The sequence below is a fragment of the Pseudomonas sp. HY13-MNA-CIBAN-0226 genome (assembly GCF_040310305.1).
In the GTDB taxonomy this organism is placed as follows: Bacteria; Pseudomonadota; Gammaproteobacteria; order Pseudomonadales; family Pseudomonadaceae; genus Aquipseudomonas; species Aquipseudomonas gregormendelii.
Genome location: NZ_JBEOPS010000010.1, coordinates 11,297 through 28,262, shown reverse-complemented (window position 1 = coordinate 28,262; position 16,966 = coordinate 11,297). Strand labels below are relative to the sequence as shown.

General features: G+C 59.4%; 17 protein-coding genes, 1 tRNA gene and 1 pseudogene. 11 read left to right on the top strand and 8 right to left on the bottom strand.

All coding sequences use genetic code 11. The features are described 5' to 3' along the window. The first annotated feature begins 93 nt into the window (after nt 1-93). The 10 genes from ybgC (at nt 94) to AAEZ05_RS12615 (ending at nt 7,137) form a co-directional block, all read left to right on the top strand. Nucleotides 94-561: a tol-pal system-associated acyl-CoA thioesterase gene (gene ybgC / locus AAEZ05_RS12660; protein WP_350599962.1), complete on the top strand. Its 468-nt coding sequence runs from the start codon at nt 94-96 to the stop codon at nt 559-561. Continuing rightward, nucleotides 551-1,246 carry a protein TolQ gene (tolQ, locus tag AAEZ05_RS12655; protein WP_017340467.1) on the top strand — a complete coding sequence of 232 codons (696 nt, stop codon included), beginning with the start codon at nt 551-553 and terminating at the stop codon, nt 1,244-1,246. The genes ybgC and tolQ overlap by 11 nt, the downstream gene beginning before the upstream one ends. Nucleotides 1,247-1,269: 23 nt before the next feature. Further along, nucleotides 1,270-1,722, top strand: coding sequence for a protein TolR (gene tolR, locus AAEZ05_RS12650; protein WP_163019479.1), 453 nt, complete (start codon nt 1,270-1,272; stop codon nt 1,720-1,722). After that, complete coding sequence (gene tolA / locus AAEZ05_RS12645) at nt 1,722-2,801, top strand: cell envelope integrity protein TolA (protein WP_045058226.1); 1,080 nt, start codon at nt 1,722-1,724, stop codon at nt 2,799-2,801. Before tolR ends, tolA begins: the two co-directional genes overlap by 1 nt. A 17-nt stretch (nt 2,802-2,818) precedes the next feature. Then, nucleotides 2,819-4,099 carry a Tol-Pal system beta propeller repeat protein TolB gene (gene tolB / locus AAEZ05_RS12640; protein WP_209012670.1) on the top strand — a complete coding sequence of 427 codons (1,281 nt, stop codon included), beginning with the start codon at nt 2,819-2,821 and terminating at the stop codon, nt 4,097-4,099. Between the two features lie 52 nt (nt 4,100-4,151). Further along, nucleotides 4,152-4,652 (top strand): peptidoglycan-associated lipoprotein Pal, encoded by a 501-nt coding sequence (pal, locus tag AAEZ05_RS12635; protein WP_045058224.1) that lies wholly within the window; start codon nt 4,152-4,154, stop codon nt 4,650-4,652. A gap of 6 nt (nt 4,653-4,658) precedes the next feature. Beyond that, on the top strand, nt 4,659-5,489 hold the full coding sequence (gene ybgF / locus AAEZ05_RS12630; protein WP_350647637.1) for a tol-pal system protein YbgF: 831 nt from the start codon (nt 4,659-4,661) through the stop codon (nt 5,487-5,489). A gap of 167 nt (nt 5,490-5,656) precedes the next feature. Beyond that, nucleotides 5,657-6,304: a 7-carboxy-7-deazaguanine synthase QueE gene (queE, locus tag AAEZ05_RS12625; protein ID WP_045058222.1), complete on the top strand. Its 648-nt coding sequence runs from the start codon at nt 5,657-5,659 to the stop codon at nt 6,302-6,304. Nucleotide 6,305: 1 nt separating this feature from the next. Further along, on the top strand, nt 6,306-6,998 hold the full coding sequence (gene queC / locus AAEZ05_RS12620; protein WP_045058221.1) for a 7-cyano-7-deazaguanine synthase QueC: 693 nt from the start codon (nt 6,306-6,308) through the stop codon (nt 6,996-6,998). A 63-nt stretch (nt 6,999-7,061) separates the two neighbouring features. Continuing rightward, nucleotides 7,062-7,137: transfer RNA gene (locus AAEZ05_RS12615), tRNA-Lys, on the top strand. Between the two features lie 173 nt (nt 7,138-7,310). Here the strand turns inward: AAEZ05_RS12615 and AAEZ05_RS12610 are convergent. The 3 genes and pseudogenes from AAEZ05_RS12610 to AAEZ05_RS12600 form a co-directional block, all read right to left on the bottom strand. Continuing rightward, nucleotides 7,311-7,589, bottom strand: a complete 279-nt coding sequence (locus AAEZ05_RS12610) for a hypothetical protein (protein ID WP_045058220.1) — start codon at nt 7,587-7,589, stop codon at nt 7,311-7,313. A gap of 19 nt (nt 7,590-7,608) precedes the next feature. Beyond that, nucleotides 7,609-8,580, bottom strand: a complete 972-nt coding sequence (locus AAEZ05_RS12605) for a phosphotransferase family protein (protein ID WP_201777865.1) — start codon at nt 8,578-8,580, stop codon at nt 7,609-7,611. Between the two features lie 97 nt (nt 8,581-8,677). Next, nucleotides 8,678-8,770 (bottom strand): annotated as a pseudogene (locus AAEZ05_RS12600) (ParA family protein); the annotation flags it as partial. 239 nt (nt 8,771-9,009) lie between these two features. Between AAEZ05_RS12600 and nadA the strand changes: the two are divergent. Beyond that, nucleotides 9,010-10,068, top strand: a complete 1,059-nt coding sequence (nadA, locus tag AAEZ05_RS12595) for a quinolinate synthase NadA (RefSeq protein WP_045058219.1) — start codon at nt 9,010-9,012, stop codon at nt 10,066-10,068. A 92-nt stretch (nt 10,069-10,160) separates the two neighbouring features. On the opposite strand, the gene AAEZ05_RS12590 is transcribed toward nadA, so the two are convergent. From AAEZ05_RS12590 to gcvP, 5 genes are all read right to left on the bottom strand, one after another. Further along, entirely contained in the window at nt 10,161-10,649 is a 489-nt protein-coding gene (locus AAEZ05_RS12590; RefSeq protein ID WP_045058218.1) for an RDD family protein, read from the bottom strand. A 97-nt stretch (nt 10,650-10,746) separates the two neighbouring features. After that, entirely contained in the window at nt 10,747-10,959 is a 213-nt protein-coding gene (locus tag AAEZ05_RS12585; RefSeq protein ID WP_003175786.1) for a cold-shock protein, read from the bottom strand. A 392-nt stretch (nt 10,960-11,351) separates the two neighbouring features. Continuing rightward, nucleotides 11,352-12,476, bottom strand: a complete 1,125-nt coding sequence (gcvT, locus tag AAEZ05_RS12580) for a glycine cleavage system aminomethyltransferase GcvT (protein ID WP_045058217.1) — start codon at nt 12,474-12,476, stop codon at nt 11,352-11,354. A 42-nt stretch (nt 12,477-12,518) separates the two neighbouring features. Next, nucleotides 12,519-13,895 (bottom strand): L-serine ammonia-lyase, encoded by a 1,377-nt coding sequence (locus AAEZ05_RS12575; protein WP_045058216.1) that lies wholly within the window; start codon nt 13,893-13,895, stop codon nt 12,519-12,521. Between the two features lie 201 nt (nt 13,896-14,096). Beyond that, nucleotides 14,097-16,964, bottom strand: a complete 2,868-nt coding sequence (gene gcvP, locus AAEZ05_RS12570) for an aminomethyl-transferring glycine dehydrogenase (RefSeq protein WP_350647633.1) — start codon at nt 16,962-16,964, stop codon at nt 14,097-14,099. Between the last annotated feature and the right edge of the window lie 2 nt (nt 16,965-16,966).

The following is a 16,966-nucleotide window of genomic DNA, read 5'->3' as shown; positions in this document are numbered from 1 at the left end:
CTGTCTGAGGACCGTGCTTTCGCGATAAAGCCGCAGAACAATGAAAAACAGTTGCCTGGCCGGATTGGCAACCTGAGGAGTAAGCACTAGAGTATGCGCGCGCAAAACGGGCTTGGGCCTTTCGCACATCGTTGTCGCGTTTATTACGAAGACACCGATGCGGGTGGCATCGTGTATTACGTTAATTACCTCAAGTTTATGGAACGGGCTCGAACCGAGCGGCTCCGGGAGCTGGGCTTTGCCCAATCCCAGCTGGCAGGGGAGGACCTGTTATTCGTCGTGCATTCCAGCGAAGCGCGTTACCACGCGCCGGCGCGACTGGATGACGAATTGCTGGTAAGCGCTGATGTAAGCGAATTGAACCGTGCCAGCCTGCGTTTCAAGCAGCAGGTCAGGCGGGCAACGGATAATGTGCTGCTCTGCGAAGGGCAGTTTCTGGTGGCCTGTGTGCGCACTGAAAGTTTAAAACCCCGGGCCATTCCCGAAGCTCTACGTGCGGCCTTTGCCGACGTGAGCGGCGCGGGTACACACTCAAAGCAGGAGATAAAGCGTGGAAGCTAACGTCGTCGACCATTCCTCCATGTGGAGCCTGGTCAGCAATGCCAGTATCGTGGTGCAACTGGTAATGCTGATCCTGGTAGCCGCATCGGTCACCTCATGGATCATGATCTTTCAGCGCAGCAATTTGCTGCGCGCCGGTCGACGGGCCCTGGAGAGCTTCGAGGAGCGCTTCTGGTCGGGTATCGACCTGTCCAAACTCTATCGTCAGGCCGGCAGCAACCCTGATCCGGATTCGGGCGTCGAGCAGATCTTCCGCGCCGGCTTCAAGGAGTTCTCCCGTCTGCGCCAGCAGCCAGGGGTTGATCCTGAAGCGGTCATGGAAGGTGTGGCCCGGGCCATGCGCGTCGCTATTTCCCGCGAAGAAGAAAAGCTCGAGCAGAGCCTGCCGTTCCTCGCGACAGTAGGTTCCGTGAGCCCGTATATCGGCCTGTTCGGTACGGTCTGGGGCATCATGAACTCCTTCCGTGGCCTGGCCACTGCGCAGCAGGCAACCCTGGCCACCGTGGCTCCGGGTATCGCCGAAGCCCTGATCGCCACCGCGATCGGCCTGTTCGCCGCGATTCCAGCTGTCATCGCCTACAACCGGTTTGCTGCCCGCAGCGAAACGCTGATCAGCCGCTACTACACCTTCGCCGATGAATTCCAGGCGATCCTGCACCGCAAAGTGCACACCAGCGAAGAATAAGCAGGTAATTTCCAATGGCTTTAATCGCTCGAGCTCGCAAAAAGCGCAAGCCGGTCGCCGAGATGAACGTAGTGCCCTACATCGACGTGATGCTGGTGCTGCTGGTCATCTTCATGGTGACCGCGCCGATGCTCAATCAGGGCGTGAAAGTTGATCTGCCCAAGGTTTCCAGCGAAGCCTTGCCGCAGGACAACAATACTCAGGTCCTGACCATTTCGATCAAGGCTGACAAGACCTACTACTGGAACCTTGGCAGCGAAGTCGATACCCAGAAACAGCAGGACAAGGCCATGACCTTGCCGCAGATGACCGACGCGGTGACCAAGATCATTCGCGCCGGCACCGAAGGCGGCAAGCAGACCCAGGTCTTCATTCGAGGCGACAAGACCGTCGATTATGGATCGGTCATGGGTGCCATGGGCGGTCTCCAGAAAGCCGGGGTCGGTAATGTTGGCTTGATTACCGAGGCGCCCTGATGCGGCAACAACGAGAGCCGACAGCCTCGGAAAGCTACTTCTGGCCTAGCGTCTGGGCGATTGGCTTGCACGTGCTGGTGTTCGGCATGTTGTTTGTCAGTTTTGCCATGACCCCGGAGCTGCCGCCGGCCAGGCCGATCGTCCAGGCGACCCTGTACCAGCTGAAATCGAAAAGTCAGGCGACCACCCAGACCAATCAGAAGATTGCGGGTGAGGCGAAGAAATCCGCCGCGCGCCAGACCGAAGTCGAGCAGATGGAGCAGAAGAAGATCGAGCAGGAAGCCATCAAGGCTGCGGAACAAAAGAAGGAAGATACGGCTCAAAAAGCCGAAGAATCCAAGAAGGCCGACGAGACCAAGAAAGCGGAAGAGGCGAAAAAGGCTGATGAAGCCAAGAAAGCCGACGAAGCCAAAAAGACCGCCGAGGCCAAAAAGGCTGAAGAGAAACAATTGGCTGATATAGCCAAGAAGAAATCTGAAGAAGAAGCCAAGAAGGCAGCTGAAGAAGAGGCCAAGAAAGCGGCCGCTGAAGAAGCCAAGAAAAAGATCGTCGAAGACGCGAAGAAGAAAGCCGCAGAAGACGCCAAGAAGAAATCTGACGCTGAAGAGGCGAAAAAGAAAGTCGCCGAAGACGCGAAGAAGAAAGCTGCTGCCGATGCTGCGAAGAAGAAATCGCAGGAAGCGGCACGTAAATCCGCCGAAGACAAAAAGGCCCAGGCCTTGGCAGATCTGCTTTCCGACACGCCGCAACGTCAGCAGGCCCTGGCGGACGAGCAGGGTGACGAAGTCGCTGGCAGTTTCGATGACCTGATTCGTGCACGTGCAGCAGAAGGCTGGGCTCGTCCCCCTTCGGCACGCAAAGGCATGACGGTCGTGCTGCAAATCGGCATGTTGCCGGATGGAACAGTGACCTCGGTTACCGTCGGCAGATCAAGCGGAGATGGTCCGTTCGATGCTTCGGCAGTGGCGGCGGTCAAGAATATTGGACGTTTGACAGAAATGCAGGGAATGAAGCCGAGCGATTTTGCTCCGTATCGTTCATTCAAGATGACATTCACACCTGAGGATCTAGCCTTGTGAGAAACCTTCTTCGAGGAATGCTTGTCGCCATCTGCTGCCTGGCAGGGATGGCGGTAGCCGATGAGAAAAACATTCTGGTAACCAGCGGCAGCGATCGGGCTACCCCGATTGCCGTCGTTCCGTTCGCCAACCAGGGCGGCAGCGTGCTGCCGGACGATATGGCCGAGATCATCGGTAACGACCTGCGCAACTCGGGTTACTACTCGCCGATCCCGAAACAGAACATGATCAGCCAGCCAAGCCAGGCCAGCGAAATCATCTACCGTGACTTCAAGGCGCTGGGTGCCCAGTACGTCATGGTCGGCAGCATCGCTCCGGCGGGCGGTCGCCTGCAGGTGCAATACGCCTTGTTCAACGTCGCCACCGAGCAGCAAGTGCTGACCGGCAGCGTGTCGGGCAGCGTTGACCAGTTGCGTGACATGTCGCACTACATTGCTGACCAGTCGTTTGAAAAACTCACCGGTATCAAAGGTGCTTTCTCGACTCGCCTGCTCTACGTGACTGCCGAGCGCTTCTCCGAGAAAAACACTCGCTACACCCTGCAACGTTCGGACTACGACGGTGCGCGTGCCGTTACCCTGCTGCAATCGCGCGAGCCGATCCTGTCGCCGCGTTTCGCACCGGATGGCAAGCGCATCGCTTATGTCTCGTTCGAGCAGAAGCGTCCGCGCATCTTCATGCAGAACATCGACACCGGTCGCCGTGAGCAAATCACCAACTTCGAAGGCCTCAATGGTGCACCAGCCTGGTCGCCGGACGGCAATCGCCTGGCGTTCGTGCTGTCCAAGGACGGCAACCCGGACATCTATGTGATGAACCTGGGCTCGCGCCAGATCACCCGCGTCACCAATGGCCCCGGCATCAACACCGAACCGTTCTGGGGTAAAGATGGTTCGACCATCTACTTCACCTCCGACCGTGGCGGCAAGCCGCAGATCTACAAAACCAGCGCGGGCGGCGGTGGTGCAGAGCGTGTGACCTTCATCGGTAACTACAACGCCAACCCTAAGCTGTCGGCTGACGAAAAGACCCTGGTCATGATTCATCGCCAGGAAGGCTTCACCAATTTCAAGGTGGCGGCCCAGGATTTGCAACGCGGTAGTGTAAAGATCCTCACTGATAGCACTCTGGACGAGTCGCCTACTGTTGCGCCCAACGGCACCATGGTAATCTACGCCACCCGCCAGCAGGGCCGGGGAGTCTTGATGCTCGTGTCCATTAATGGACGCGTAAGGCTCCCGCTTCCTACCGCACAAGGCGAAGTCAGAGAACCTTCCTGGTCCCCTTACCTGAACTGACGCGGCGCTTTACGTTTTACTTAACACACTGGGGTTCATTAGGAGTTTCACGATGGAAATGCTGAAGTTTGGTAAATTTGCTGCGCTGGCTCTGGCCATGGCTGTAGCTGTAGGTTGCTCGTCCAAAGGCGGCGACAATGCCGGTGAAGGCGCTGCTGTTGATCCAAACGCTGGTTACGGCGCTAACACTGGTGCAGTTGACGGCTCCCTGAGCGAAGAAGCTGCTCTGCGCGCGATCACCACTTTCTACTTCGAATACGACAGTTCGGACCTGAAGCCAGAAGCCATGCGCGCTCTGGACGTTCACGCCAAGGACCTGAAAGCTAACGGCGCTCGCGTTGTTCTGGAAGGTAACACCGACGAACGTGGTACTCGTGAGTACAACATGGCACTGGGCGAGCGTCGTGCGAAAGCCGTTCAGCGCTACCTGGTACTGCAAGGCGTTTCCCCAGCTCAGCTGGAACTGGTTTCCTACGGCGAAGAGCGTCCAGTTGCTACCGGCAACGACGAGCAGTCCTGGGCTCAAAACCGTCGCGTCGAACTGCGTAAGTAATTCGTCATGCGAACGTGCCGTCGTGCTGTAACTATTCTGGCTCTCAGCCTCGCACCGCTTGCGGTGTGGGCTGCGGTTCCTGTGGTCGATAACAACAACTCCGGCAATAGTGGAAGTAGTTATCCGCCCGCGGGTTACGGTACGAACGGCGCCTATGCCGGGGGAGGGGTTTCGACCCCTGTCTCGGCACAGGGCGAGCTGTTCAACCAACTGCAATCCATGCAGGAGCAGATCTCGCGCCAACAAGGCATCATCGAAGTTCTGCAAAATGATGTAGCGCGCATGAAGCAGGAAAGCCTGGAGCGATACCAGGATCTTGATCGGCGCATTGGAACCGGCGTTGCACCAGCCGCAACTCCTGAGAATTCTTCCAACGGTGGCGATTTGAACGCCCCCGGTGCAGCAGCAGGTGCTGGAGCGGCTGCCGCTCAGGCACCGGCCGCGGGTACCGAGCCGGCTGACCCGGCGAAGGAAAAACTGTATTACGATGCAGCCTTCGACCTGATCAAAGCCAAGGATTTCGACAAGGCCAGCCAGGCTTTTGCCGCTTTCCTGCGCAAGTACCCCAACAGCCAGTACGCGGGCAATGCCCAATACTGGCTGGGCGAAGTGAACCTGGCCAAAGGCGACCTGCAAGGGGCCGGTCAGGCGTTTGCCAAGGTGTCCCAGCTGTACCCCAAGCACAACAAAGTGCCTGACTCGCTGTACAAGCTGGCTGATGTAGAGCGCCGCCTTGGTCATCCCGACAAGGTCAAAGGCATTCTGCAGCAGGTCGTGTCCCAATATCCGGGCACGTCCGCCGCGCAGTTGGCCCAGCGCGACTTGCAGAAAATGTAAGCTTGCCTGAACCGTTTTGAAGAAACCCGCACTTGCTGCGGGTTTTTTCGTTAGAATTCACGCCCTTTTTCTGAAACACCGCTTTTTGGGATTCGCGCGATGGCGGGGTTCCTAAAAGTGCCTGACGGAGGCGGACAGCCTGTTTAGCTGTTACGCCCGTGGCGACTATGCAAGACACATTGAGAATCACCGAAGTATTTTACTCGTTGCAGGGTGAAACGCGGACGGCCGGGCTGCCCACTGTTTTTGTGCGCCTGACCGGTTGTCCATTGCGTTGCCAGTACTGCGACAGCGCCTACGCCTTCACAGGCGGCACGGTTCGCCCGCTGGATGACATCATCGAACAAGTGGCCGGCTTTCGTCCGCGTTATGTGTGTGTCACCGGCGGCGAGCCCCTCGCCCAGCCCAACGCCATCCCATTGCTCAAGCGCCTGTGTGATGCCGGTTACGAAGTGTCACTGGAAACCAGTGGAGCTCTGGACATCTCGGCAGTCGATTCGCGGGTAAGTCGCGTGGTCGACCTGAAAACTCCGGGTTCGAAGGAAGCGCATCGCAATCGCTACGAAAACATTGAGCTGCTGACGCCCAACGATCAGGTGAAGTTTGTCATCTGTTCCCGGGAAGACTACGACTGGGCCGTGTCCAAGCTGATTCAGTACGGTCTGGATCGCCGCGCCGGTGAGGTTCTGTTTTCTCCCAGCCACCATGACCTGAATGCTCGGGACCTGGCGGATTGGGTCGTGGCGGACAACCTGCCAGTGCGCCTGCAACTGCAGCTGCATAAATATCTATGGAATGACGAGCCGGGGCGCTGAAATGACTGAACAACTGAACGCTGCAGAAAAACGTGCGGTCATCCTCCTGTCTGGTGGCCTGGACTCGGCCACTGTCGTGGCCATGGCACGAGCCGATGGCTACAGCTGCTACACCATGAGCTTCGACTACGGCCAGCGCTCCCATGCCGAACTGCACGCTGCCGCACGCGTCGCCCGTGATCTTGGCGTGGTTGAGCATAAAGTCATCGGGTTGAACCTGGACGGCATGGGTGGCTCGGCATTGACCGACAGCAGTATCGATATTCCGGAGGAGGCCGGTGAAGGCATTCCGGTCACCTACGTTCCTGCACGCAATACCGTATTCCTGTCCCTCGCGTTGGGCTGGGCCGAAGTGCTCGGAGCGCGTGACATCTTCATTGGCGTCAATGCCGTCGATTACTCCGGTTACCCGGATTGCCGTCCCGAGTTCATCGAATCCTTCGAGCGCATGGCCAACCTCGCCACCAAGGCAGGGGTGGAAGGTAACGGCTTCCGCATTCAGGCGCCCCTGCAGAACCTGAGCAAGGCGCAGATCGTCCAGGCTGGCGTCAAGCTGGGTGTCGATTACGGCCTGACGGTTTCCTGCTACCAGGCCGACGATAACGGTCGGGCGTGCGGCAAATGCGACAGCTGCCGACTGCGTGCAGAAGGCTTCGCGGCGGCCGGAATAAGTGACCCAACGCCTTATTTTTGATTTATTTCAAATTAGGTGTTGAATAGTCCTTAAAAATCAGTATTATACGCGCCACCACACAGCGGGTCGTTAGCTCAGTTGGTAGAGCAGTTGGCTTTTAACCAATTGGTCGTAGGTTCGAATCCCACACGACCCACCATTTTTATAGCAGTTTAGAAAATCCGGAAGGCCCACGAAAGTGAGGATTTCCGGGTTTTTTTTTGTCTGAAATTTGGTCATTGCACCGCTTGGCACGGCACGAGGCGGGCAACTTCCTCAGCGTCTGTCAGCTGCCGAAGGTGAGATCGAATCCATCTGCGCATTCTCTCAGCCTCATTCGCAGGTGGCGGTTCGGTGGATTCGACGATGCGCTTGGCGGCAGCCAGCACGTTGTTGTCGCGGATGGATGGTGTGTATGCCGTCAGGCATCTTGTCCAATAAGGTCGCACCCTTTTTCATGTGCATGAACGCCGGCCCGCACGGAGCCGGCCGACCGGAACGCTTTGAAGTTGAGCATCGGCTTGTTACCAGCTTGATGGCGCGATGGTCCTGTTCGATGATGTTGTTGAGGTGCTTGACTTGGCGCACCACGATCGAATCGATGACGTTCATCGTATCGTGATAGCGCCGGTTACCTGAGCAGGGGGGCGAGATAGCCGCCGTCGACGTCGAGCAGGTCAGCGAGCAGGCGGCACGGTCGCCAGTCCTCGACACTCCCAGCAGCCGTCCAGATGTCAAGGTCACGGAGCTGGTCGAGAATCGCGGCGCCATGGATAAGCGCGCGACCATGAATCGGATCCATATGTCGAACGGCGATCTCAACCGCAGCGTTGCCTGCCTCCGAATCAATACGATGGCCTTCTTCGGATACGCGGGCCTCGCATACCAACCGGCACAGGTCGATCTCGACCGGACCGAGCACGGCGAACTCAAAGTCCAGCAGGGCGACGACCTCTCCATCCCATAAAGCATTCATCAGCGCGAGGTCGCCATGGTTGACGGTCTGTGCAACCAAGGGTGCAGCCCGGAAGTAACCCTCGATGATTCCATGGAGCCGCGACTGCTGTGCGCTGGACAGTCCCAGCTTGACTTTAGCGCGGTTAGCCGCCGCGGTGGCAGCTTCGAGCGAAGCCGGTACGAACCCCCCGTGAGATGCGACAAGCGTCCTCAGAGACGGGCTCGCGTCGTGCACGATCTGGGCCCGAGCCCAAAGCTGGCGGACCGCTGCTTCCTGCTCCGCAGGCGTCAGCGTCGGCCACGCCTCCTGGAGGTTCTGGCCGCGAATCTCCGCGCTCACGATCCAGCCGTGGCCCTCGGTAGTGCCCTCTCCAAGGATCTCCGGGTGCCCGACCTCTCGCGGAAGAGCCTGAACGAGCGCAACCTCGCGTGCCATGTCGACGGGTGTATGCGCGATACGCACGGCGATGCCGTTACCGACCCACGTCGCGTTCGAGTACCCATTGGCTCGCTGCATTCGCGCGAGATCGCCACCATGGTGAGCCGCCACCTTAGCGGCCAAGCTCCAAACAAGGGCTGTGCTGATCGGGTCACGATCCTGGTCGAGCGGATGAATACTTGTACTGGGGTCTTTCATTTTTTCCATCTTAGCCACGCCTCAGCAAATATATTGAGTTGAATTGAATGATTGCTCCTACCCTTTTTCGCTCATCTTAGATCGGGTCTATGCCATTGCGCCTCGCCATTTCCAGCATTACAGAGCGAGCACCCTGGAAGTCGATCGGTACCCGATCGAAGTGACCCTGGACTGTTTTCAACAGTTGAGAAATCCGCAAGGCTCAAGAGCGTGAGGACTTGCGGATTTTTTTCTTCGATTTGAGCGGGCTCACGTTCGGAGCTGCACCGCGTGACGCAGGTCAGATTCATCTTTTGCATCGTCGGGATATTCTGTAGCCTTGCGCAGCTTCAATGCTGTGCCTGATGACTACTCACTTTCCCGGCGGTACCCTCTAAGGGGTCCGGAGCCGGGTGTATACTCGACTTTCGCGCAAATGCGCCTGCAGGTCTTGCGAACATGACGCAGATTTCCGAACGCCTTCTGGTTCAAGCCCATCTCGACGCCAAGCAGCCCAAGCCGCTGACGGTCGAGGAAGAGGCTTATTACCGCGCTGCCATCGCTGACGAGCTCAAGGCTCAGGACGCAGTGCTGGTTGCTCACTTCTATTGTGATCCGGTCATTCAAGCGCTCGCCGAAGAGACCGGAGGCTGCGTCTCCGACTCGCTGGAGATGGCGCGCTTTGGCAATGCTCACTCGGCCAAGACCGTGGTGGTCGCCGGCGTGAAGTTCATGGGCGAAACCGCGAAGATCCTCAACCCGGAAAAACGCATCCTGATGCCGACCCTGGAGGCGACCTGCTCGCTGGACCTGGGTTGCCCGGTGGACGAGTTCTCGGCGTTCTGTGACCAGCACCCTGAACGCACGGTGGTGGTGTATGCCAATACCTCGGCGGCAGTCAAAGCCCGGGCTGACTGGGTGGTGACTTCAAGCTGCGCGCTGGAAATCGTCGAGAGCCTGATGGACAACGGCGAAACCATCATCTGGGGGCCGGACAAGCACCTGGGTACCTATATCCAGCGCAAGACCGGCGCCGACATGCTGCTGTGGGACGGTGCCTGCATCGTTCACGAAGAGTTCAAGTCCAAGCAGCTCGAGGACATGAAGGCCCTGTACCCGGATGCCGCTATTCTGGTGCACCCCGAGTCGCCGACTTCGGTCATCGAACTGGCGGACGCCGTAGGCTCCACCAGCCAGCTGATTGCTGCAGCGCAGAGCCTGCCGAACAAGACCCTGATCGTGGCCACCGACCGCGGCATCTTCTACAAGATGCAGCAGCTGTGCCCGGACAAGGTGTTCATCGAAGCCCCTACGGCGGGTAACGGCGCGGCGTGCCGCAGTTGCGCGCATTGTCCGTGGATGGCGATGAATACGCTTGAGCGCACGCTCAAGAGCCTTAAAGAAGGGACGAATGAGATCTTTGTGGATCCGGCGTTGATTCCGCAGGCGATTCGGCCGTTGAAGCGGATGCTCGACTTTACCCAGGCTGCGCGGATGAAGTTGGCTGGTAACGCTTAAAGCAAGATCAACAGATCGCAGCCTTCGGCAGCTCCTACAGGTGCTCACAAACCTTGTAGGAGCTGTCGACGGCTGCGATCTTTTTTATGCGCTTACCTCTGTTTCTTCGGAATGCGCACCAGCTGCGTCTCGGAATACATGTCATGCCAGCTGCGTTTCTGCTTGTCGAACAGCGACCAGATGAAACCCAGGCCCACGCACAGCAGCGAGGCGATGGAGACCACAAAGCGCAGCAGCGCCTGCCACAGGCTGATGGATGAGCCGTCGGCGTTCTGCACCCGAATGCCCCACACCTGCATGCCCAGGGTCTGACCCGACCAGGTCCAGAACTTGGCAAAAAAACCGAACAGCACGAAGAGCAGCAGGGTAGAAAGCAGCGGATCACCGTCCAGTGCTCCCGCTTCAGTCAGCGTGCGCATCCGCTCCTCGCCGATGATTGCCATCTGGATCATCTTGTAGATCCCGCTGGTGACAATTAGCAAAGCGGTGCACAGCAGGAAGTCATAGAACATCGCTGCCAGACGACGACCCAGGCCAGCGGCGGGAAAATCGCCCTGGGGCTTCAGCAGGTGTTTCGACATGGCACGGGTCTCGGGGGGAAAAAGAACTCATTTTACGGATTTGCGCGCACAAAAAAGCCCCTGATGTCAGCATCAGGGGCTTTTTCGTTACAGAAGATTAAGCTTCGGCCTGAACTTCGTCAGCCTGCATGCCTTTTTGGCCCTGCACAGCAACGAAGGTCACTTTCTGGCCTTCTTTCAGGCTCTTGAAGCCGTTGCCCTGAATAGCGCGGAAATGCACGAACAGATCCGGGCCGCTTTCTGGCGTGATAAAACCAAAACCTTTCTCGTCGTTAAACCACTTGACGGTACCGCTCTGACGTTGGGACATTTCTTATTTCCTTTGACGCAAAAATTAATGACAGCCTCTTTCTCATGAAAGAGTACTGGGGCTGGTTGCAGGAGAGTAAGAAGACGTCGAGCGGGATGTAGCTAACTTGTAGGCTACTGCCCAGGTCACGATTCCAAGCGAACCATGCAAACACAGTGAACAAACTCTACGCCAACTAGCCAATAAAAAACAAGCCCCTGTGAGGGGCCCGGTTTGCTTGGCTGTGAGGCTGTTAGTGGAGGCGTTGGTGCAGGCTTATTCGATAGCGCTGTTCAAATGTTTTCGACTGTTATAAGTACTGTTCATTATCGAACGGTTGCACTGTTTTATGGCGGCTGCGTTACAGATTAGTGCAGTGTTAACGCAGCCGCGTTACTTATAGAAACAGTCAATCAACCGCGATAGTAGCGTTGTGGAACAAATGGCATTTTGCTTACAAGCAAAGGCACCTTTTTCCCACGGACGATCGCCCAGACGGGGGTGTCGAGCGAAACGTACGCCGAGTCGAGGTAACCCATGGCCAGAGGGCCGCCCAGGGTGGGGCCGAAACCACCGCTGCAGACGCTGCCGATGATCTCGCCCGCTTCGTTGACGATTTCCGCGCCTTCGCGCACCGGCGTGCGCTCTTGCGGCAGCAGGCCTACGCGTTTGCGGCTGACGCCGCCCTGTTGTTGCGCGAAGATGTTTTCGGCGCCCGGGAAACCGCCGGCCCTTGCGCCATCGGCACGACGCGGCTTGGAGATGGCCCACAGCAGGCTCGCCTCGATTGGGGTGGTCTCGGTGTTCATGTCGTGGCCATAGAGGCACAGGCCGGCTTCCAGGCGCAGGGAGTCGCGAGCGCCCAGACCGATCGCGGCCACTTCCGGCTCGGCCAACAGGGCGCGGGCCAAGGCTTCGGCATTCGCGGCCGGCACGGAGATCTCGAAACCGTCTTCGCCGGTGTAGCCCGAGCGGCTGACGAAACATTCCACGCCCAGCAGCTGGACGCGCGTGAACTGCATGAAGGTCATCTTCGCCACTTCAGGAGCCAGGCGCGCGAGCACGGTCACGGCGGCCGGGCCTTGCAAGGCCAGCAGCGCACGCTCTTCGAACAGCGGCTCGATGGTGCACTGCTCGCCGATGTGCTTGCGCAGGTGCGCCAGGTCCTGGTCCTTGCAGGCGGCGTTGACCACCAGGAACAGTTCGTCGTTGCCCAGGTTGGCGACCATCAGGTCGTCGAGAATGCCACCGGCCTCGTTGGTGAACATCGCGTAGCGCTGCATGCCCACCGGCAAGTCGATGATGTCTACCGGTACCAGGGTTTCCAGGGCCTCGGCAGCCTTGGCGCCGGTCAGGCGAATCTGGCCCATGTGCGAGACATCGAACAACCCGGCCTGGTCGCGGGTGTGCTGGTGTTCTTTCATCACGCCCAGCGGGTATTGCACCGGCATGTCGTAGCCGGCGAACGGCACCATGCGCGCGCCGAGTTCGATGTGCAGGGCGTGCAGCGGGGTAGTCAGCAATTGTTCGGTGGACATGTTGTGCTCCTGAAAAAATGTGCAGAGGCCAATGCGCGCGCATCAGCATTCGATAATGTTGACCGCCAGACCGCCGCGGGCGGTCTCCTTGTATTTGCTTTTCATGTCGGCGCCGGTCTGGCGCATGGTGCGGATGACTTTGTCGAGGGAGACGAAGTGCTGCCCGTCACCGCGCAGGGCCATGCGGACCGCATTGATGGCCTTGACCGAGCCCATCGCATTGCGCTCGATGCAAGGCACTTGCACCAGGCCGCCAATGGGGTCGCAGGTCAGGCCGAGGTTGTGTTCCATGCCGATTTCCGCGGCGTTTTCCACTTGCTGCACGCTGCCGCCGAGGACTTCGCACAAGGCACCCGCCGCCATGGAACAGGCCACTCCTACTTCGCCCTGGCAGCCGACTTCGGCACCGGAGATCGAGGCGTTTTCCTTGTACAGAATGCCAATGGCCGCTGCGGTGAGCAGGAAGCGCACCACGCCGTCATCGTTCGCGCCGGGAATGAAGCGCATGTAGTAATGCAGCACCGCCGGGATAATACCCGCCGCGCCGTTGGTGGGCGCCGTCACGACTCGTCCGCCGTTGGCGTTTTCTTCGTTGACCGCCAGGGCGTACAGATTGACCCAGTCCAGTACCGAGAGCGGATCGCGCAAGGACGATTCGGGGTTCTTGCACAATTGCCGATGCAGCGCCGCAGCGCGACGCTTGACCTTCAAACCACCGGGCAGGATGCCTTCGTTGTGACAACCGGCGGCCACGCAATCCTGCATCACTTGCCAGATATTCAGCAGGCCGGCGCGGGTTTCGGCTTCAGGTCGCCAGGCACTTTCATTGGTGAGCATTACCTGGCTGATCGACAGGCCGTAGGTCGCGCAATGCCCCAGCAGGTCCTTGGCGCTCTTGAACGGGAACGTCAGTTTGGTGGCATCTTCGACAATGCGGTCGGCACCGGCTGCATCCTCATCGACCACAAACCCGCCGCCTACCGAGTAGTACTCGCGGCTGCGGGTTTGCAAACCGGCAGCATCGAACGCACGAAAAATCATGCCGTTGGGGTGATAAGGCAGCGGTTTGCGAATCATCGCCAGGTGTTCTTTCTCGTTGAACGCGATGCTGTGCTCACCCAGCAGGTTCAAGCGACCGTTGCCGCGAATCTCTTGCAGGCGAGCAGCGACGGTTTCGGTGTTCACGGTGTCCGGGTGTTCGCCTTCCAGCCCGAGCAACACGGCCTTGTCGCTGCCGTGGCCTTTGCCGGTGGCGCCGAGTGAGCCGTAGAGCTCGACCTTGACGCAGGCGGTTGCAGCCAGCAGCCCTTCACGGCGCAAGCCTTCGGCGAAACGCGCGGCAGCGCGCATTGGGCCGACGGTGTGGGAACTGGAGGGGCCGATGCCAATCTTGAACAGGTCGAACACGCTTAAAGCCATGGTTGTTCTCCGGTTTCTTGTTATGGGAATTGGCGGAATTTTTAACTGGACACGGTCCTGTGGGAGCTGGCTTGCCTGCGATGGCGTTGGTTCAGTCGCCATCGACGCTGCCTGACAGGCCGCCATCGCAGGCAAGCCAGCTCCCACAGGTTTTGTGGTGTTCTTGAGAAAGAGGGGCAGGCGCACCCGCCCCTCATTGGTTTAAGCGTAGCTTTCGATCGACGGGCAGGCGCACACCAGGTTGCGATCACCGAACACGTTGTCGACGCGACCGACCGGTGGCCAGTACTTGCCTTCGATCAGCGATGCTACAGGGTAGACCGCCTGCTCACGGCTGTACGGGTGAGTCCACTCGCCGACCAGTTCCGCCGCAGTGTGCGGAGCGTTCTTCAGCGGGTTGTCGTCCTTGTCCAGCGTGCCGTTTTCCACTGCGCGGATTTCTTCGCGGATGAGGATCATGGCGTCGCAGAAGCGGTCCAGTTCTTCCCTGGATTCGCTTTCGGTCGGCTCGATCATCAGGGTGCCAGCGACCGGGAACGACATGGTCGGTGCGTGGAAACCGAAATCGATCAGGCGCTTGGCCACGTCATCGACGCTGATGCCGCTGCTGTCTTTGAGTGGACGCAGGTCCAGGATGCACTCGTGGGCTACCAGGCCATTGCTGCCGGTGTAGAGCACTGGATAGTGCTCTTCGAGGCGACGGGAAATGTAGTTCGCGTTCAGGATCGCCAGCTGCGAAGCACGCTTGAGGCCCGCGCCGCCCATCATCCGAATGTACATCCAGGTGATCGGCAAAATGCTCGCGCTGCCGAACGGTGCTGCGCAGACCGCGCCTTCTTTACGCTCCATGGTGCCGTGACCCGGCAGGAACGGAGTCAGGTGCGATTTGACGCCGATCGGGCCAACGCCCGGGCCGCCACCACCGTGAGGGATGCAGAACGTCTTGTGCAGGTTCAGGTGCGAGACGTCGCCGCCGAACTTGCCCGGTGCGCAGAGGCCGACCATTGCGTTCATGTTGGCGCCGTCGATGTACACCTGGCCGCCGTTGTCATGAATGATCCCGCAGATTTCGCGGATGCCTTCTTCGAAAACGCCGTGGGTCGACGGGTAGGTGATCATCAGCGCCGCAAGGTGTTCGCGATGCTCGATGGCCTTGGCGCGCAGGTCTTCGATGTCGACGTTGCCGCGGGCATCGCAGGCGGTCACGACCACGCGCATGCCGGCCATGTTGGCCGTCGCCGGGTTGGTGCCGTGGGCAGACGACGGGATCAGGCAGATGTCGCGACGGTCTTCGCCACGGCTCTGGTGGTAAGCGCGAATAGCCAGCAGCCCGGCATATTCACCTTGCGAACCGGCGTTCGGCTGCAAGGAGATGGAGTCGTAGCCGGTCGCGGCGCAGAGCATCGCTTCAAGTTCGTCGGTCAGTTGCTGGTAGCCGGCACTTTGCTCGGCCGGGGCGAACGGGTGGAGGGCGCCGAATTCAGCCCAGGTCACCGGGATCATTTCGCTGGCAGCGTTGAGTTTCATGGTGCACGAACCCAGCGGGATCATGGTGCGATCCAGGGCCAGGTCCTTGTCGGCGAGCTTGCGCAGATAGCGCATCAGCTCGGTTTCCGAGTGATAACGGTTGAATACCGGGTGGCTGAGGATCGGCGATTGACGAACCAGCGCAGCCGGGATGGTGCTGACCACTGCAGCAGCGAGGGCGGAGAAGTCCGGCAGCGCCTGGCCGTCGGCGAACAGGGCCCACAGTGTTTCGACATCAGCTTGCGACGTGGTTTCGTCAAGGGACAGGCCTAGACGTTCGCCATCGACGACGCGCAGGTTGATCTGCTGCGCATGCGCCTGGTCGTGCAGCTTGGCGGTGTGGGCGCCAGTGTTGAGGGTCAGGGTGTCGAAGAAGTTTTCTTGCTCGACGTTCAGCCCCAGTGCGCTCAAGCCTTTGGCGAGGATCGCCGTCAGGTGATGAATGCGCTTGGCGATCTGCGTCAGGCCTTTTGGACCGTGATACACGGCGTACATGCTGGCAATGTTGGCCAACAGAACCTGCGCGGTGCAGATGTTCGAGGTGGCCTTCTCGCGGCGGATGTGTTGCTCGCGAGTCTGCATCGCCAGGCGCAGGGCCGGCTTGCCGAAACGGTCGACGGAAACGCCCACCAGGCGGCCCGGCATGTCACGCTTGAATGCATCTTTGGTAGAGAAGTACGCTGCGTGCGGGCCACCGAAGCCCAGCGGCACGCCGAAACGCTGGGCGCTGCCGATGGCCACGTCGGCGCCGAATTCGCCTGGCGGGGTCAGCACCGTCAGGGCCAGCAGGTCAGCGGCAACCGCCACCAGAGCGTTGGCGGCGTGGAAGCGTTCGGTCAGTGCGCGGTAGTCAAAGACATCACCGTTGCTTGCCGGGTATTGCAGCAGTGCGCCGAAGAACGGCGTCACGTCAGTCAGCTCAAGCTCGTCGCCGACGACCACGTCGATGCCCAGAGGCTCGGCACGGGTGCGCAGCACGTCGAGGGTCTGCGGGTGGCAGTGAACCGATGCAAAGAACGCGTGGCTGCCTTTGTTCTTGCTCAGGCGCTTGCAGAAAGTCATGGCTTCGGCTGCAGCGGTGGCTTCATCGAGCAGCGAAGCGTTGGCGATCGGCAGGCCGGTCAGGTCGCTGATCAGCGTCTGGAAGTTGAGCAATGCTTCGAGGCGACCCTGGGAGATCTCTGGCTGATACGGGGTGTAGGCGGTGTACCAGGCCGGGTTTTCCAGCAGGTTGCGCAGGATAGGCGACGGCGTGTGGGTGCCGTAGTAGCCCTGGCCGATGAAGGTCTTGAACAGCTGGTTCTTGCCGGCGATGCTTTTGATCATGGCCAGGGCGTCGGCTTCACTCAGGCCGTCGTCCATGCCGAGCACGCTGGTGCCCTTGATGCTTTCCGGGATCACGCTGGCGCTCAAGGCTTCCAGGGAGTCGAAACCGAGGCTATTGAGCATGGCTTGCTCATCGCCGGCGCGCGGACCGATGTGGCGCGCGATGAATTCGTTGGCGGTGCTTGTGGTTACAACGGCAGGGTTTACTTGAGTCATGT

Coding starts and splice junctions, on each gene's coding strand:
- pal (WP_045058224.1), top strand. CDS start 4,152: ATGGAAATGCTGAAGTTTGGTAAATTTGCTGCGCTGGCTCTGGCCATG.
- AAEZ05_RS12605 (WP_201777865.1), bottom strand. CDS start 8,580: ATGGAAAAAATGAAAGACCCCAGTACAAGTATTCATCCGCTCGACCAG.
- AAEZ05_RS12610 (WP_045058220.1), bottom strand. CDS start 7,589: ATGAACGTCATCGATTCGATCGTGGTGCGCCAAGTCAAGCACCTCAAC.
- AAEZ05_RS12585 (WP_003175786.1), bottom strand. CDS start 10,959: ATGTCCCAACGTCAGAGCGGTACCGTCAAGTGGTTTAACGACGAGAAA.
- ybgF (WP_350647637.1), top strand. CDS start 4,659: ATGCGAACGTGCCGTCGTGCTGTAACTATTCTGGCTCTCAGCCTCGCA.
- queC (WP_045058221.1), top strand. CDS start 6,306: ATGACTGAACAACTGAACGCTGCAGAAAAACGTGCGGTCATCCTCCTG.
- gcvT (WP_045058217.1), bottom strand. CDS start 12,476: ATGTCCACCGAACAATTGCTGACTACCCCGCTGCACGCCCTGCACATC.
- queE (WP_045058222.1), top strand. CDS start 5,657: ATGCAAGACACATTGAGAATCACCGAAGTATTTTACTCGTTGCAGGGT.
- tolA (WP_045058226.1), top strand. CDS start 1,722: ATGCGGCAACAACGAGAGCCGACAGCCTCGGAAAGCTACTTCTGGCCT.
- AAEZ05_RS12575 (WP_045058216.1), bottom strand. CDS start 13,895: ATGGCTTTAAGCGTGTTCGACCTGTTCAAGATTGGCATCGGCCCCTCC.
- AAEZ05_RS12590 (WP_045058218.1), bottom strand. CDS start 10,649: ATGTCGAAACACCTGCTGAAGCCCCAGGGCGATTTTCCCGCCGCTGGC.
- gcvP (WP_350647633.1), bottom strand. CDS start 16,964: ATGACTCAAGTAAACCCTGCCGTTGTAACCACAAGCACCGCCAACGAA.
- ybgC (WP_350599962.1), top strand. CDS start 94: ATGCGCGCGCAAAACGGGCTTGGGCCTTTCGCACATCGTTGTCGCGTT.
- nadA (WP_045058219.1), top strand. CDS start 9,010: ATGACGCAGATTTCCGAACGCCTTCTGGTTCAAGCCCATCTCGACGCC.
- tolB (WP_209012670.1), top strand. CDS start 2,819: ATGCTTGTCGCCATCTGCTGCCTGGCAGGGATGGCGGTAGCCGATGAG.